Consider the following 15735-nt stretch of genomic DNA (forward strand, 5'->3'; position numbering starts at 1 on the left):
GCCCTCAACGCCCGCAAATCGATTTCCCGGCCTTTGATCGAGGCAGCTTCAATCACAAACTCGTAATCCCGTCCTAATCGAGATATGCCTTTCACATAAATCGGCAGGAGCCAATCCTCGCCAAGCGGCGTGTCGAGTCGAATCAAGCGATCGCGTTGGGTCCCACGCGCGTACGCAGCCTCGAACAACGCATTGAAGCTCATCCCGACTTCTCCCTGCACGAATTTGACGCGTTTTCGCAAAGCACCGGATCTTAACCAACAACTCCGCGAAAACGACCAAATTCGCGTTAACATCAGAAAATCCTTAAATTACGCGCACCCGCATTAAATCGATCAAATATTCATTTTTGTGAAATACCCAAAACAAGCGAATTCTCCATTAGGCAGGCATCACGCATCCCGGACGATCATGCGCAAAACGGCAGCGGAGCGACATCATGGCGCACCAGCAAGCCGCAATCTTCTGTAATATTCGTCGCCGACTTACATTGCCCCAGACCCGGCACGAAGGATGCCCTCCCGACATCGCACACTCACTGCATGGCTCGGCCTGCTGGCGATCTGGCTAGCGATCGTCGGGCCGTTGGCGTCGCAGTGTCGAGTCGCATCGGATAGCGCATCGCCGCCCGCGGCCGTCTGCGGTACGGCGCACGGCGCGCAGTCCGCGCCGATGCCCGAACCCGCGCATCACACGCTACATCTCGATGCGTGCGGGTATTGCGCGTTCTTCGCCCACAGTCCCGTCATCGGCACCGCAAGCGTCGCGGTCCGCGCACTGTCTTCGCCGGTCCCGGCGCCGCCCGTCAAGCCTGCCCATACCGTCGGGAGCGTCGAACGCTATCGGCGCGCCTACGCGCGCGCTCCGCCCCGAAACGCCTGAAGCGTCGTTCTTCCTTTTTGAATTTCTCTGCCATCCGTGCGCCCCCGGTCGCGCGGAGGGCGTTTCTCGGGCCCAAGATATGAATTCCAACTCGTTGCGCACACAACATAAAACATCGAAGCGGCGCGATCGCCGCCGGCTCCTCGTCAAATATGGCGTCCCGGCGTTTGCCGTCGGCATGGTGGCGGCTGCGATCGCACCGGCGAAAGCCGAACCGGCGCCCGCAAGCGCCACGCCGGGCACATCGCCCGATCTGGCCTTGACGTTGCCGCCGATCGAAGTCGTCGCCTCCCCGATCTCGACCCCGCTCGTCGTCGTCACCGATCCGAAGACGCCACGCCAGCCGTTGCCGGCCAGCGACGGCGCCGATTATCTAAAAACCATCCCCGGCTTTACGTCGATCCGCAGCGGCGGCACGAACGGCGACCCCGTGCTGCGCGGCATGTTCGGATCGCGGCTCAATATCCTCGCGGGGGGCATACCAACGCTCGGCGCATGCCCGAATCGCATGGATGCGCCGACCTCTTACATCGCGCCTGAAAGCTACGACGAGGTCACCGTCGTGAAGGGGCCGCAAACGGTGCTGTACGGCCCGGGGGCGTCGGCGGGGACGGTACTCTTCAAGCGCATCACGCCTCGCTTCGAGCAACCGGGGGTGCGCTTCGACGGCAGCGTGGTGGGCGGGTCGTTCGGCCGTAACGATCAGAACGTCGATCTCGCCGCCGGGACGCCGCAACTGTACGGCCGCGTCACCGCCAATCATGCGCACGAGCAGGACTACCGAGACGGTAACGGCCGCACGGTGCCGTCGCAGTGGGACAAGTGGAATACCGACGCGGCACTCGGCGTCACGCCCGATGCCAACACGCGCCTCGAACTGACAGCGGGCACCGGCGACGGCTACGCGCGCTACGCGGGGCGCGGTATGGACGGCGTGCATTTCCGGCGCGAAACCTTCGGCCTATCGTTCGATAAACGGCATATCGGAAACGTGCTCGATCGAATCGAGGCGCGCGTCTATTACAACGAAGCCGATCACGTGATGGATAACTTCACGTTACGCGCGCCCGATCCGGCCAGCAGCATGCCGATGCCGATGGCCTCGGAAGTGCGTCGCCGCACGCTCGGTGCCCGCGCCGCGGCGACTCTGCTTTTCGGCAACGACTTGAAGTTCGTCGGCGGCATCGATGCGCAATCGAACCGGCTCGATTCACGCTCGGCCATGGGCATGATGAATTACGCCGATCTGCCCTGGAATCCTCAGGCAACGATGTGGAACGCGGGGGCATTCGGCGAGTTGACGTGGTACGCGAGCAATGCCGCCCGTGTGATCGGCGGGGCGCGCGTGGATTACGCGAGCGCGCGCGACAAGCGAGCGACGACGAGCGGCATGGTGAGCAGCCCGAACCCGACGTTCGACGACGATCGCTCGCGCGTGCTACCCAGCGGCTTCGTGCGTTACGAGCGCGATCTGGCTGCGTTGCCGCTGAGTTGGTACGCCGGCATCGGCCATGCGGAACGTTACCCGGACTATTGGGAATTGTTCTCGGCCGATCGCGGGCCAACGGGTGCCGTCAACGCGTTTTCCGCCGTCGAGCCCGAAAAAACGACCCAATTGGATATCGGCGCTCAATATAAGAGCGACAAGCTCGACCTGTGGGCCTCGGCCTATGCGGGCTATGTCAGCGATTTCATCCTGTTCAACTACGCGGCCGGGATGATGGGCGAAACGACGCAAGCCACCAACGTCAACGCTCAAATCATGGGCGGCGAAGCCGGGATGACGTGGCGCCCGCTTGCCCCGCTGCGCATCGAAACCTCGATCGCCTATGCCTGGGGCCGCAACGCTTCGAGCGGCGATCCGTTGCCGCAAATCCCGCCGCTCGAAGCGCGCGTGGGGCTCGAGTACGCGCGCGGCGCGTGGTCGGCCGGCGGTCTGTGGCGCGTCGTCGCGCCGCAGCACCGCTATGCGGCGGGTGAAGGCAACGTGGTCGGCAAGGACTTCGGTCCGAGCGCCGGTTTCGGTGTCTTGTCGCTGCACGCGCAATATGACATTAACCGATCGCTGCAACTGGCCGCCGGCGTCGATAACCTGCTCGACAAGGCGTACACCGAGCACCTGAACCTCGCGGGCAACGCGGGCTTCGGCTATTCGGCGAGCACGCCCATCGTCGAACCGGGCCGCACCGTCTGGGTGCGGATGAGGGTGAAGCTCTAAGCGCCGGCACGCGCAGGGGCCGGGGGCCAGCGCGGCACGGCCCCCCTTGGACCGCACCTGCGCAGTCCCGCGAATCACCGGAATCCGAGCGATCTGCGCGCAGCGAATAAGGCGATGAGACTCACGAGCGCGGCGAAGATCAGGTAAAAGCTCGGGGCGACCTTTTGCCCCGTCTCGCGAATGAGCCACGCGATGATGAACGGCCCAAAGCCGCCGAAGATCGTGACGGCAATGTTGTAAGCGAGCGACATCCCCGTCGTGCGCGTCGATACGGGGAAAATCTCGGAGAGCAAGCCGGGCAGCGCCGCGAAATACCCGGTGACCAAAATACCCATCGCCACTTGCACCACGATCAACGTACTGGCGTTAGGCGAGGCGACGAGCCAAGCGAACGCCGGATAAATCAGCAACAGCATCAACGTCGCCGAGGCGAGCATGATGCCCGTGCGCCCGATCTTGTCGGAGAGATGGCCGACGATCGGCGAGCCGATCATTTGAATCAATCCGGTCAGCACGACGGCGGAAAACGACACGGTGGCCGGCAGCCCCAACTGCTTGACGCCGTAAGTAGGCATGAACAGCACCAGATAGGTCGCCACCGTGCCGAGCACGACGATCCCGATCGCGATCAGCAGCCGCGCCTTATGACCGGCGAACGTATCGCGCAGCGGCGATTGAGCGGGTCCGGCCGCCAAGAATTCGGGTGTCTCATCGACGTTCGAACGAATGTAATAGGCAATCGGACCGAGGAGCAAACCGAACGCAAAAGGCACGCGCCAGCCCCACGAGGTTAATTGATCGGGTGTGAGCAGACCCGTGAGCACGCTACCGAAGACGGCCGCGAGCACGGTCGTGAGTCCCTGGCTCGCCACCTGCCAACTGGCGAAAAAGCCACGCCGGTGCGGCACGTGCTCGGCGAGAAACGCCGTGGCGCTGCCGAACTCGCCGCCCGCCGAAAAACCCTGCATCAGCCGCGCCAAGACGAGAATCAACGGCGCGGCGACGCCGATCGTCTCGTAGGTGGGCAAGACGACGATGATGGCCGTGCCGATCATCATCAATAAGATCGAAAGCGTCAGCGCAGCCTTGCGGCCGGCACCATCGGCATAGGCGCCGATCACGATCGCGCCGAGCGGGCGCATGAAGAACGAGACGCCGAACGTGCCGAGCGTCAGCAGCAGCGAAACGGCATCGTTGCCGGCAGGAAAGAAGAGCTTGGCGATCACGACCGCGAAAAAGCCGTAGACCACCAAGTCGAACCACTCGAGCGCGTTGCCGATCGAGGTCGCCAAGACCGCGCGCCAAACCTGCCCGCGGGAATTCATCGATGCTGCCGCCAACGTTTCACTCATGCCCGTCTCCTGTCGTGGTACGCGAGGGGATTCCTCGACGCGAGCCCCCGTTCGTCGCGGGCGCCATTTGTTTGACTAGATGCGCGCGCAACCGAATCGACCGGGGGGCGGCTCGCGCCCAGTATCGCCCGCCAGATTGCCACATGCAACGCGCGCATTCGACAGAGAGACGAAAAACCGCCCGAAGCGCAAGGCTTACGGGCGGTTTTACGTTCGATGCGGCTAAGCCTGGTGACGAGGAGACCCCCGCCCAGACGTTTATGCTTACTGCTTCACGCCTTCGGCTTGGATCTCGAGCTTCGTATCCATGTTGAAGCCGTACTGCTTGCCGAAATCGAGACCGAACTCGTCGCGCTGGAAGTCGGCGCGCGCTTCGACGCCGCATACTTCGCGCTTGAGCATCGGGTGCATCATGCATTTGAACGATTCGATCTTCAGGTTGACCGGCTTGGTCACGCCGTGCAGCGTCAACGTGCCGATCACTTCGACGGGCTTGTCGCCGTCGAACTTGATCTGCGTACCCTTGTAGACGGCTTGCGGATACTTGGTGATATCGAAGAACGCCGGGGTTTGCAGGTGCTCGTTCAGCTTGTCGTTGCCGGTATCGATCGATGCGGCATCGATCGTTACGTCCACGCTGCCCGTCTTGTTTTCACGATCGAGCGTCACCGTGCCCGTCGTCTTCGTGAACTTGCCGCGCCACACCGACAAGCCGCCGAAGTGATCGGCGGCGAAGCTCGGGTAGGTGTGGCTCGGATCGAGCTGATAGGTGGTCGCGGCCACGGCGGACGTGAGCGAGCCGATCGATGCGGCCGCAACCGCGGCAGCGATGAGAGTGCGAATGTTCATTGGGTTCTCCTTAGGACTTTTTCGGTACGACGATGTGAAACTTGATCGTGACTTCGTCGGCAACGGTGGACGTATCCTTCCATTCGCCCGTGCCGACGTCGAATTTCAAGCGGCTGATCGGCAACGCGCCGTCGAACGTTTGCGCGGCGCCTTGCTGTCCGACCGTCATCGGAAACGATACGGTTTGCGATTTGCCCTTGATCGTGAGCGTGCCGGTGACCGTGTACTTGCCCGCGCCGGCCGGCGCGATCGCCGACGAAACGAACGTGGCCTTCGGGAAGGTCTTGGCATCGAACCATTCCTTGCCGCGCACTTGTTCGTTGTAGCTGTCGTCGCCGAGGTCGTAGCTGCCGACGTCGACCGTTAGCTGCGCGCTGCCCGCCGCCGGCTTGGAGGGATCGAAACTGACCTTGGCATCGAACTTCTTGAACTTGCCCTCGACGGGCACGTTCATTTGCTTGGAGGTAGCGGTGACGGTGCTTTTCGCGATATCGACCTGCGCGAAGACGATGCCCGACGCGGCCATCGACGCGGCCGTAAACGCCGCGAGCATATAACGGTAAAACGAAGCTTTCATTTTCATCCTTATCGGTGAGCGTCTTTCACTTCTCTTGCAATCGCCTGAAATCGAGTCGAGTGCCGTTCGGTTTCAACCAAGGAATCATCCGAGCCAGCAATCCGTCTCGATCGATCCATTGATGCTTGAGCGCCGCGCCGACATGCGCCAGCACCAGCGCGGCCAAGCTCCAATTCAAAACGAGGTGCGCCGTTTTAAACAGGCCCTTGAGCGCCGGGTCGGGCGCGATCAGGCGCGGCAACGGCACGATGCCCAAGTACACCACCGGCACGTTCGACGCCGAGCTAAACAGGTATCCCGTCACCGGAATGGCGATCATCAATACGTACAGCAGCACGTGCACGAGGTGCGCCGCGCCGCGCTGCCAGGCCGCCATGCGGGCCGGCAACGGCGGCGCGCGGTGCGTGGCGCGCCAAACGATGCGCAATGCGGCAAGCGCGAATACGGTCACGCCGATCCACTTATGCCAAGAGACATAGCGCAGTTTGGCAGGCGTGAACCCGTGAATGCTCGTCATTACCCAGCCGAGCGAGAAACCGGCGATCATCAATGCGGCAATCAGCCAATGCAGGCCGATTGCCGTGGACGTATAAGTCTCGTCGGAGAAAGAAATCGAATCGCGCTGTCTCATCGCCGTGCCACGAAATTGAATCGTCGCCATGCTACCGCAAGCCGCCGATTCTTGCGGCAACCCGTACCGGCGCCCGGTGGCGCGAAAGTTGCCCTCACCCATCGCGGGCGCCGCCCCCCCATTCGCCGCGAAACCTATTTTGCACATAAGCGAATGGCATCCCATTTGGTAAGATGGGCGCGGGTTTCGGGGCGCCGGCCATCGTTTTGCCCATCGTCTGGATATCGCGGTCAGTGAAGTGAAAGTGCAACGCTTATGAACCGAAACGAACTTATTGCATGTCACGACTGCGACGCACTGTTGCAAAAACCGCGTAATTGCGGGAAAGGCAGCGCGCGTTGTCCGCGTTGCGGCGCGGTTTTACATCATCCGAGCGCCGTTCAATTAGAGCGCATCACCGCACTGACGCTCGCGGCGCTGTTTACGTTCCTGATCGCGCAAGCCTTTCCGATCGTCGAACTCGATCTGAACGGCGTTACGTCGCAAACGACGCTGATCGGCGCCCTCGTCGCGCTGTGGAACGAAGGGATGGAACTCGTCGCCATCGCCGTATTCTGTTCGACGTTCCTGTTTCCGCTGATCGAACTGACCGCCCTGGTTTATGTCCTCGTGCCGATTCGTGCCGGCGTCGTACCGGTGGGCTTCAATTACGTGTTGAGGGCGATCCAGTTCGTCCGGCCGTGGGGCATGATCGAGGTGCTCATGCTCGGCATCCTCGTCACGATCATCAAGATGACGAGCCTGGCGCGCGTCATTCCCGAGGCGGCGCTCTTCGCATTCGGGGCGCTCACGCTGATGCTCGCGGTCGTCGTCATGTTCGATCCGCGCGCCCTATGGGATATCGCCGACACGATCCTCGCCCGGCAAGCGCGCGGCGCACGTACCCGGCACCCGGCGGCGCCGGCTTCGAGCGGGACGCACGCCCGATGAAATACCTGAGCGCCGCCCGCGCGGGCATGGTCGGGTGTCACGCCTGTGGCCACGTGCAAGCACGTGCCGCCGCCGCGCGCGTCGATGAAGGGGCGCGGCCGCCGGCGCCTCAGCGCTGCGAACGGTGCGGCTCGGTGCTTCATCTGCGCAACCCGGACAGCATCTCCCGCACCTGGGCGCTGTTGATCGCCGCCGCGATTCTCTACATCCCGGCCAACCTGCTGCCCGTGCTGCATACGCAATCGCTGTTCGGCAACGAGGACGACACGATCATGAGCGGCGTCGTCTACTTTTGGGTATCGGGCGATTGGCCGCTCGCCGTCATCGTCTTTGTTGCCAGCATCCTCGTGCCGATGCTCAAGTTGAGCGTGCTCGCCCTGCTCGCCTGGACGACGCAGCGGCGCTCCGACTGGCGTCCGCTCGAACGCACGAAGCTCTATCGCATCGTCGAGCGCATCGGCCGCTGGTCGATGCTCGACGTGTTCGTCGTCACATTGACGGTCGCGCTCGTGCGCTTCAAGTCGCTGGCCGTCATCACGGCGGGCTGGGGCGCGCTTGCCTTCGCGAGCGTCGTCGTTCTGACGATGATGGCCGCCCTTCAATTCGATCCGCGCCTCATCTGGGATTGCGCGGATGCCCAAACTCCACAAGCTTCCGGACACGAACATGACTAGCCCGCAAGGACAGCCTCCCTCCACGAACGGCGGCCCCCCGCAGGGACCCGAGTTGCCGCCCGACTTGCCCGAGCCCGTCGCCGTACCGCGCTCGGGCTGGCTGCCCTCGCTCGTCTGGCTCGTGCCGCTCGTCGCGGCGCTCGTCGGGATCGCCCTCGTCGCCAAATCCGTAATCGACCGCGGCCCCACGATCACGATCAGCTTCTCGACGGCCGAGGGTCTCGAGCCCGGCAAAACGAAGGTCAAATACAAAGACGTCGACATCGGCTCGGTCAAAACCATCCGGCTTTCGCGCGATCACTCGCGCGTCCTCGTCTCGGTCCAACTGACGAAGGAAGCCGAGGATTTCGCCGTCGAGGACACGCGCTTTTGGATCGTGCGGCCGCGCATCGGCACGAGCGGCGTGACGGGGCTCGGCACCCTGCTCTCCGGCTCGTACATCGGCGTCGATGCCGGCCGGTCGCATGAATCGCAGTCCGACTTCGTCGGCCTCGAAAAGCCGCCGGCCGTCACGGGCGATCAAAAGGGGCGCCGCTTCTCGCTGCATGGCGCCTTGCTCGGCTCGCTCGACATCGGCTCGCCCGTCTACTACCGGCGCGTGCAGGTGGGCCAGGTCGTCGGCTTCTCGCTCGACCGCGACGGCACTGGTGTATCGATCGATGTATTCGTCGACGCCCCCTACGATCAGTACGTCGGCGTCAATTCGCGCTGGTGGCATGCGAGCGGCGTCGATCTGCGCCTCGATTCGAGCGGGCTGAAGCTCAATACGCAGTCGCTCGCCACCGTCATCGTCGGCGGAATCGCGTTCCAATCGCCGCACGGCGAACCCGTGGGAGCCGAGGCGCCCGACAATACCGTGTTCAACTTGGCCGCGACGGAAAGCGACGCGATGCGCGCGCCCGACGGTCCGCCGCTCACCGTCGTCATGAACTTCAACCAGTCGCTGCGCGGTTTGTCGGTCGGCGCGACCGTCGATTTCCGCGGCATCGAGCTAGGCGAGGTCACGGGCATCGGCATCAAGTACGACCCCAAGGCGCGCGACTTCACGATGCCGGTCACGATGAACCTATACCCCGACCGGCTCGGCAGCCGCTTCCGCGAATCGATCGAGCACGGCGGCGAGACGGCCGGCAAACAGTTGCTGAGCACGCTCGTCAAACATGGGCTGCGCGGTCAGTTGCGCACGGGCAACTTGCTGACGAACCAGCTTTACGTCGCGCTCGACATGTTCCCGAAAGCAGCACCGGTCACGTTCGACGTCGAGCGCACCCCGCTCCAATTGCCGACGGTTCCCAACACGCTCGAGGAGTTGCAGGTCCAGGTGGCCGACATCGCGAGAAAGCTCGATCAGATCCCGTTCGACCAAATCAGCAAGAATTTGAACGGAACGCTGCAAAGCGCGAACGGCTTGTTCAAGCAACTCGACACGCAGTTGGCGCCGCAAGCGCGCGAAACGCTGGCGGCCGCGCAACGCACGTTCGGCGCAGCGCAGTCCACGCTGCAGCAAGACTCGCCGCTGCAATCGGACATGCATCAGGCACTGACTCAACTCACGCAAACGCTGCAAACGCTCAATGCGCTCGCCGATTATCTCGAGCGTCACCCCGAATCGCTGCTGCGCGGCAAAGCCAAGGACCAGACCCAACCATGAAGCGCGATCCATTCGCCCCCCGCGTCCGCCCGCTCGCATCGATCGCCGCCCGCGCCGCCTGCGTGGCGTTGGTCGGCGCGGCGCTCGTCGCCGGCTGCGCCTCGTCTCCGTCCAACCGCTTCTATACGCTTGGCGGCGGCAGCCAGGCGCAGCGCGCGGCCGCCACCCCCGCCTTTTTGATCGAGGTGCCGGCGGTGGACGTCCCCTCGCAAGTCGCACGCAACCAATTCGTCGTCAACGAGAGCGCGACCCGCGTGAATGTCCTCGAACAAGAACGCTGGGCGTCGCTACCGGCCGACGAAATACGTCGCGCGCTGTCGGCCGACCTCGCGGCAAAGCTCGGCACGTTCGACGTCTTCGGCTCGCCGCATCCCGAGAACGTGCCCGTCTTGCGCGTGTCGGTGAACGTAAGCCGATTCGAGTCGTGGCCCGACTCGCATACCATGCTCGATTCCGTTTGGAGCGTACGCGCGCTGCGCACGCAAACCGTCGTCACCTGCCATACGGTGCTGCGCGAAACCGTGGGCACGGGCTACGACGCGCTCGTCGCCGGCCATCGGCGCGCGCTCGACGAACTGACCGATGCGATCGCGCCGGTCGTACGCGCGCTCGCGGCCGGTTCCCGCACTCCCGCACCGGGTGCGCTCGATTGTTCGACCGGCAGCGCGAACGCCGAGGCGAGCCACGGCACGCCGTGACGGGTTCGGGCGCGTCGGCCGCGTACAATGACGCCTTTGCACGCTCGGTTTTCGTCCATGTCCTCGCCCACGCCGTTTGATTTCTTTGCCCCCTGCCCGCGCGGCCTCGAAGCCGTGCTCGCCGCCGAGCTCGCGGAAATCGCGCAAGGCCTGCCCGGCGCGGCAGGCACGCCACCCTTCGAAGTCGGCGCCCAAGTGCCCGGCGGCGTGCATTTCCGCGGCGGCTGGACCGCCGCCATGGCGGCGAACCTGCACTCGCGCATCGCGAGCCGGGTCCTTTTGAAGATTGCGGAGCGCGCCTATCGCGGCGAGCAGGACATTTACGCGCTGGCGGCCGAGCAACCGTGGGAACGCTGGTTTTCGGCGAACGAGACGCTGCGCGTGGACTTGACGGCGATCAAATCGCCGCTGCGCAGCCTCGAGTTCGCCACGCTGCGCGTCAAGGACGCGGTGTGCGACCGGCTGCGCAGCGTGAGCGGCGCCCGCCCGAGTATCGATACGGCACAGCCCGACGTTCGCGTCTTCGCGTTTCTCACGGCAACGGTCTGCACGCTCTACCTCGATACGTCGGGCGAGCCGCTGTTCAAGCGCGGCTGGCGGCTCGACAAAGGCGCCGCGCCGCTGCGCGAGAACCTGGCGGCGGGCATTTTGCGGCTGACCGGATGGACGCCCGGCGCGCCGCTCTACGATCCGATGTGCGGCAGCGGCACCTTCATCGCGGAAGCGGCTCAGATCGCGCTCGGCGTCGCGCCCGGCGTCGAACGCCGTTTCGGTTTCGAGAAGCTCAAGCAGTACGACGTCTCGGCCTGGCAGACGATGAAAGTCGCGGCGCTCGACGCCAAGCGTCGAGCCGGCGCGAACAAGGCCGATTTGCCGATTTTCGGCAGCGATATTTCGGGCGACATGCTTGATAAGGCACGCACGAATCTCGCCCGCGCGGGTGTTCCCTCGCTTTGGCTCAAGCAACTCGACGCCCGCGCGATCGTCCCGCCCACGGGCGAGCCCGGCATCCTCGTGGCCAACCCGCCTTACGGCGAACGGATCGCCGTGCGCGGCCGAGGCCCGCGCGGCGAGGTGCGCGAACCGCGCCATGCGAGCCGCGACGACGGCGAGCAGGCGTTCAGCCGCGCTCAGCCCGATGCCGCCGACGGTGAGTTCTTCCGCGCCTTCGGCGACGCGCTCAAGCAACGCTTCACCGGCTGGCGCGCCTTCGTCCTGACAGCCGATCGTTCGCTGCCCGGTCAAATGCGCTTGCGCGAATCGACGAAAACGCCGCTGTTCAACGGCGCGCTCGAATGCCGGTTGTTCCGTTTCGATCTGGTCGCGGGCAGCGTCAAGGCTCGGCCGGGCTCGCAAGAGCCGCAAGGCTAGATCCGTCGCTCGGACGTAACCCGTGAGGCTGCGGCGATACGAGCGCGGTCGCCGATTCCTCGATTTTCGCGCGGTAGGCAGTGCCCGCGAAAAGCCGGCATGCTGCTGACAGAACGGTGTCAGCAGCACTCACGCACACTCTGTCCTACGCGCTATCCGGCGCCTTACCCAGCGTGTAATCGCACCCTCGACGGAGACTGTCATGACTGCCACTGCCACTGCCACCCGCACGATCACTTGGTTTGAAATCCCCGTGCTCAATTTCGAGCGCGCCGTGCGCTTTTACGAAGCCGCGCTCGACCAACCGATGCAGCGCGAACTCTTCGGCGGCGTGCCGATGGCCGTCTTCGCAAGCGGCGAAGAAGCGACCGGCGGCGCGATCGTGCATAACCCGCGCGAGATGCGGCCTTCGGCGACGGGCGACGGCGTGACCGTCTATCTGGCCGCCGAGCCGACGCTGCAGGCCACGCTCGATCGCGTCACGCCGGCCGGCGGTAAGATCGACGGCTCGATCGTCGAGTTGCCGAACGACATCGGCTACATCGCGTTTTTCATCGACCCGGACGGCAACCGCATCGGCTTGCATTCGCGCCATCTGCGTTAATCGCCGCGTTCCCACACCGCCGCCATGACCCGACGCGCCGATCGCCTCTTTCAGATTGCCGAGTTGCTTCGCGGCCGGCGCTTGACGACGGCGCAGCAATTGGCCGAATGGCTTCACGTCTCGCAGCGCACCGTCTATCGCGACGTGCGGGATCTGCAACTGTCGGGCGTGCCGATCGAGGGCGAGGCGGGCATCGGTTACCGGCTGAGCCGTTCGGCCAGTCTTCCTCCGCTGACGTTCACGGCCGAAGAGTTGGCGGCGCTGGCCGCCGGCGCGCGGATGATCGAGACCTGGGGCGGCGCGGCGCTGGCGGGCGGCGCGCGCAGCGCGCTCGCGAAGGTGGCCTCCGCGATGCCGGCCGATAAGCGGGCGACACTCGATCGATTAGCCGTGTTCGCGCCGTCGTTTCACATCGATCGCGCGTTTTCGGAGAAGGTCGATACGCTGCACCGGGCCGTCGATACGCGGCACGTCGTCGGCTTTGCCTACCGCGATCGGCTCGGCGCCGTGACGGAGCGGCGCATTTGGCCGCTGAGCCTCGTCTACTGGGGCGGCCGCTGGACGGTCGGCGCGTGGTGCGAACTGCGCGGCGACTTCCGCAATTTCGATATCGCGAATATGACGAACGTCGCCGAGCACGAGCCGTTTCCCGATATGGAAGGACGGCGGCTCGCGGACTATCTGCGCCGCGTCGAGGCGCCGTCCGATCGCAAGCGGGCGGCATCGGCCGATCGGTAAGGTCAGCCATTCCGCTTGTCTGATTCGCAGCGCAAGACCGTTTGTCGCCGACAAAAAACGGTACCGTCGTACTTCTCCTGGACTCAGGATACGGCACTGCCGTATGATGTCGATGTACACCGTAGTCGAAACCGAAACGTTCGTGCGCTACACGGCTGATATGTGGCGCCCACACGAGCGCGATGCCCTCATTTTCTGGCTTGCACACAATCCGTCGTCGGGCGATGTCATCCCCGGTTCGGGCGGCTTGCGCAAGATTCGCTGGAGCCGTAGCAGCATGGGCAAACGCGGCGGCGCTCGCGTCATCTACTACAACGTGCTGGAAGACGGGCAGATCTGGCTGCTGATGGCATACACGAAATCGAAGTTCGATAGTCTGCCTGCCCCGTTCCTTCAGACGCTACGCAAAGAGGTTGAAAGATGGACCCGGAGCTAGAACGATTCCAAGCCGATTTGCTGCAATCGGTACGAGAGATGAAGGCGGGCAAAGCGGCTCGCGTCACTAAGGTCGAGCCTACGATGGCATCGTTGGCGCGCGCCAAGGTCGGGCTTTCGCAAAACGCTTTTGCCGCATTGCTCGGTGTTTCGGTGAGAACGTTGCAGGATTGGGAACAGGGCCGTCGCGAACCGACCGGCGCCGCCAAAACGTTGCTGCGTGTCGCGGTCGCCCATCCGGACGCCCTGCGCGATCTGCAACTGGCATAAACACGCCCGGCCGGGAGATAGCTGAAGACGGCGCCCGGCCGCCGCAATAAATTCGGCCGGCGCCCCGGCCGGCATCATCAGTCCACCGCCTTCACCATATCCTCGATGACCTTCTTCGCATCGCCGAAGACCATCATCGTTTTGTCCATATAGAACAGCTCGTTATCGAGACCGGCATACCCAGCAGCCATCGACCGCTTGTTGACGATGATCGTGCGAGCTTTATATGCCTCGATGATCGGCATGCCCGCGATCGGCGATTTCGGATCGTTTTTGGCCGCCGGATTCACCACGTCGTTGGCGCCGAGCACGAGCACCACGTCCGTCTGTCCGAACTCGTTATTGATGTCTTCCATCTCGTAGACGAGGTCGTACGGCACTTCCGCTTCCGCGAGCAGCACGTTCATGTGCCCCGGCATGCGCCCGGCCACCGGGTGAATGGCATAACGGACATCGACGCCCTTTTCGATGAGTTTGTCCGTCAACTCCTTGAGCGCATGCTGCGCGCGCGCCACTGCCAACCCGTAGCCGGGCACGATGACGACCGACTCCGCGTTGCCGAGCATGAACGAAGCGTCGTCGGCCGAACCCGATTTCACGGGCCGCTGCTCGGCCGCCCCGCCGGCCGCTTGCGCGCCCGGCTCCGCGCCGAAACCGCCCAGCAGGACGTTGAAGAACGAACGATTCATCGCGTGGCACATGATGTACGACAGAATCGCACCCGACGAACCCACGAGCGACCCGGCGATGATCAGCATCGCGTTGTTCAGCGAGAAGCCGATACCGGCCGCGGCCCAGCCCGAATACGAATTGAGCATCGACACGACGACGGGCATGTCGGCCCCGCCGATCGGGATGATGATCAGCACCCCGAGCGCAAACGCGATGATCGTCATGATGACAAACGGCAGCCACGATTGCGTCAGGAAGAAGATCACGCCGAAACCGAGCATGCCGAGCGCAAGCATCAAGTTGATCAGGTGCTGGCCCGGGTAGACCACGGGCGCGCCTTGAAACAAGCGGAACTTGTACTTGCCCGAGAGCTTGCCGAAGGCGATGACCGACCCGGAGAACGTGATCGCCCCGACGAACGTTCCGATGAAGAGCTCGATCCGATTGCCGTACGGCAGAAAACCCGGGTCGGGCGCATCGGGCGGCACGAGGCCGAACGCGGCCGGCTCGCTGACCACGGCATACGCGATCGCCACGGCCGCGAGACCGATCAGCGAGTGCATCGCCGCGACGAGTTCGGGCATCTTCGTCATCTCGACGCGCGCGGCGACATACGCGCCGATCGCCCCGCCGACCACGAGCGCGGCGAACAGCAGCCCTAGGCCCAGCGCGAGATTCGAACCGAGCAACGCGGCTTGTTTGACGATGAGCGCGACCGTCGTAAGGATAGCGATGGCCATGCCGGCCATGCCGAACACGTTGCCGGCGCGGGCGCTCTTCGGATTCGAGAGTCCCTTGAGCGCTTGAATGAAGCAAACGGACGCGAGCAGATACAGGAGCGTAACGACGTTCAGGCTCATTTACGCACCCTCCTTGTTCGCCGCTTTCTTCGGTTCTTTCTTCTTGAACATCTCGAGCATGCGCCGCGTGACGAGAAAGCCGCCGAACACGTTTACGGCCGCGAGCAGGACCGCGAACGTGCCGAAGAATTTCGCCTGCCCGCCTACGGTAAGCCCCGTGGCCAGCATGGCCCCCACGATGACGATGGCCGAAATCGCATTGGTCACGGCCATGAGCGGCGTATGCAGCGCGGGCGTCACATTCCAAACGACGTGGTAGCCGACATAGACGGCCAGCACGAAGATGATCAGATTGATGACGGTGTGATTGATGATTTCCATCG

At 63.9% G+C, this 15735-nt stretch carries 17 protein-coding genes; 11 read left to right on the top strand and 6 right to left on the bottom strand.

All coding sequences use genetic code 11. From position 1 onward, the window contains the following. Positions 1–513 precede the first annotated feature (513 nt). Positions 514–882, top strand: coding sequence for a DUF2946 domain-containing protein (locus DXT59_RS09520; protein ID WP_116136662.1), 369 nt, complete (start codon positions 514–516; stop codon positions 880–882). Between the two features lie 79 nt (positions 883–961). Then, a complete protein-coding gene (locus DXT59_RS09525) occupies positions 962–3100 on the top strand; it encodes a TonB-dependent copper receptor (RefSeq protein WP_116136663.1) in 2139 nt (712 codons plus the stop codon). Between the two features lie 74 nt (positions 3101–3174). Here the strand turns inward: DXT59_RS09525 and DXT59_RS09530 are convergent, their stop codons facing one another. The 4 genes from DXT59_RS09530 to DXT59_RS09545 all read right to left on the bottom strand — a co-directional run bounded on the left by DXT59_RS09530 (position 3175) and on the right by DXT59_RS09545 (position 6509). After that, entirely contained in the window at positions 3175–4452 is a 1278-nt protein-coding gene (locus tag DXT59_RS09530; protein WP_116136664.1) for an MFS transporter, read from the bottom strand. Between the two features lie 264 nt (positions 4453–4716). Beyond that, complete coding sequence (locus tag DXT59_RS09535; protein ID WP_116136665.1) at positions 4717–5301, bottom strand: YceI family protein; 585 nt, start codon at positions 5299–5301, stop codon at positions 4717–4719. Between the two features lie 10 nt (positions 5302–5311). Next, positions 5312–5878 carry a YceI family protein gene (locus DXT59_RS09540; RefSeq protein WP_116136776.1) on the bottom strand — a complete coding sequence of 189 codons (567 nt, stop codon included), beginning with the start codon at positions 5876–5878 and terminating at the stop codon, positions 5312–5314. A 25-nt stretch (positions 5879–5903) separates the two neighbouring features. Continuing rightward, a complete protein-coding gene (locus tag DXT59_RS09545) occupies positions 5904–6509 on the bottom strand; it encodes a cytochrome b (RefSeq protein WP_116136777.1) in 606 nt (201 codons plus the stop codon). 255 nt (positions 6510–6764) lie between these two features. On the opposite strand from DXT59_RS09545, the gene DXT59_RS09550 reads away from it, so the two are divergent. From DXT59_RS09550 to DXT59_RS09590, 9 genes are all read left to right on the top strand, one after another. After that, positions 6765–7439: a paraquat-inducible protein A gene (locus tag DXT59_RS09550; protein ID WP_116136666.1), complete on the top strand. Its 675-nt coding sequence runs from the start codon at positions 6765–6767 to the stop codon at positions 7437–7439. Continuing rightward, on the top strand, positions 7436–8113 hold the full coding sequence (locus DXT59_RS09555; RefSeq protein WP_116136667.1) for a paraquat-inducible protein A: 678 nt from the start codon (positions 7436–7438) through the stop codon (positions 8111–8113). Before DXT59_RS09550 ends, DXT59_RS09555 begins: the two co-directional genes overlap by 4 nt. Continuing rightward, a complete protein-coding gene (locus tag DXT59_RS09560; RefSeq protein ID WP_116136668.1) occupies positions 8106–9764 on the top strand; it encodes a PqiB family protein in 1659 nt (552 codons plus the stop codon). Before DXT59_RS09555 ends, DXT59_RS09560 begins: the two co-directional genes overlap by 8 nt. Further along, positions 9761–10462: a PqiC family protein gene (locus DXT59_RS09565; RefSeq protein WP_116136669.1), complete on the top strand. Its 702-nt coding sequence runs from the start codon at positions 9761–9763 to the stop codon at positions 10460–10462. The genes DXT59_RS09560 and DXT59_RS09565 overlap by 4 nt, the downstream gene beginning before the upstream one ends. A gap of 57 nt (positions 10463–10519) precedes the next feature. Beyond that, complete coding sequence (locus DXT59_RS09570; protein ID WP_116136670.1) at positions 10520–11833, top strand: THUMP domain-containing class I SAM-dependent RNA methyltransferase; 1314 nt, start codon at positions 10520–10522, stop codon at positions 11831–11833. A gap of 202 nt (positions 11834–12035) precedes the next feature. Then, a complete protein-coding gene (locus DXT59_RS09575; RefSeq protein ID WP_116136671.1) occupies positions 12036–12437 on the top strand; it encodes a VOC family protein in 402 nt (133 codons plus the stop codon). A gap of 24 nt (positions 12438–12461) precedes the next feature. Further along, on the top strand, positions 12462–13175 hold the full coding sequence (locus DXT59_RS09580) for a helix-turn-helix transcriptional regulator (protein WP_116136672.1): 714 nt from the start codon (positions 12462–12464) through the stop codon (positions 13173–13175). Positions 13176–13278: 103 nt separating this feature from the next. Then, positions 13279–13611, top strand: coding sequence for a transcriptional regulator (locus DXT59_RS09585; RefSeq protein ID WP_420823380.1), 333 nt, complete (start codon positions 13279–13281; stop codon positions 13609–13611). Further along, the gene (locus DXT59_RS09590; protein WP_116136673.1) at positions 13596–13880 is read left to right on the top strand and encodes a helix-turn-helix domain-containing protein; all 285 of its coding nucleotides are present in this window, start codon (positions 13596–13598) and stop codon (positions 13878–13880) included. The genes DXT59_RS09585 and DXT59_RS09590 overlap by 16 nt, the downstream gene beginning before the upstream one ends. Positions 13881–13957: 77 nt before the next feature. Here DXT59_RS09590 and DXT59_RS09595 read toward each other — a convergent pair whose 3' ends face one another. Together DXT59_RS09595 and DXT59_RS09600 are read right to left on the bottom strand one after the other, a co-directional pair. Beyond that, complete coding sequence (locus tag DXT59_RS09595; protein ID WP_116136674.1) at positions 13958–15412, bottom strand: NAD(P)(+) transhydrogenase (Re/Si-specific) subunit beta; 1455 nt, start codon at positions 15410–15412, stop codon at positions 13958–13960. Next, on the bottom strand, positions 15413–15733 hold the full coding sequence (locus tag DXT59_RS09600) for an NAD(P) transhydrogenase subunit alpha part 2 (protein ID WP_116136675.1): 321 nt from the start codon (positions 15731–15733) through the stop codon (positions 15413–15415). Positions 15734–15735: the final 2 nt, after the last annotated feature.

Source organism: Trinickia diaoshuihuensis, assembly GCF_003390925.1.
Classification (GTDB): Bacteria; Pseudomonadota; Gammaproteobacteria; order Burkholderiales; family Burkholderiaceae; genus Trinickia; species Trinickia diaoshuihuensis.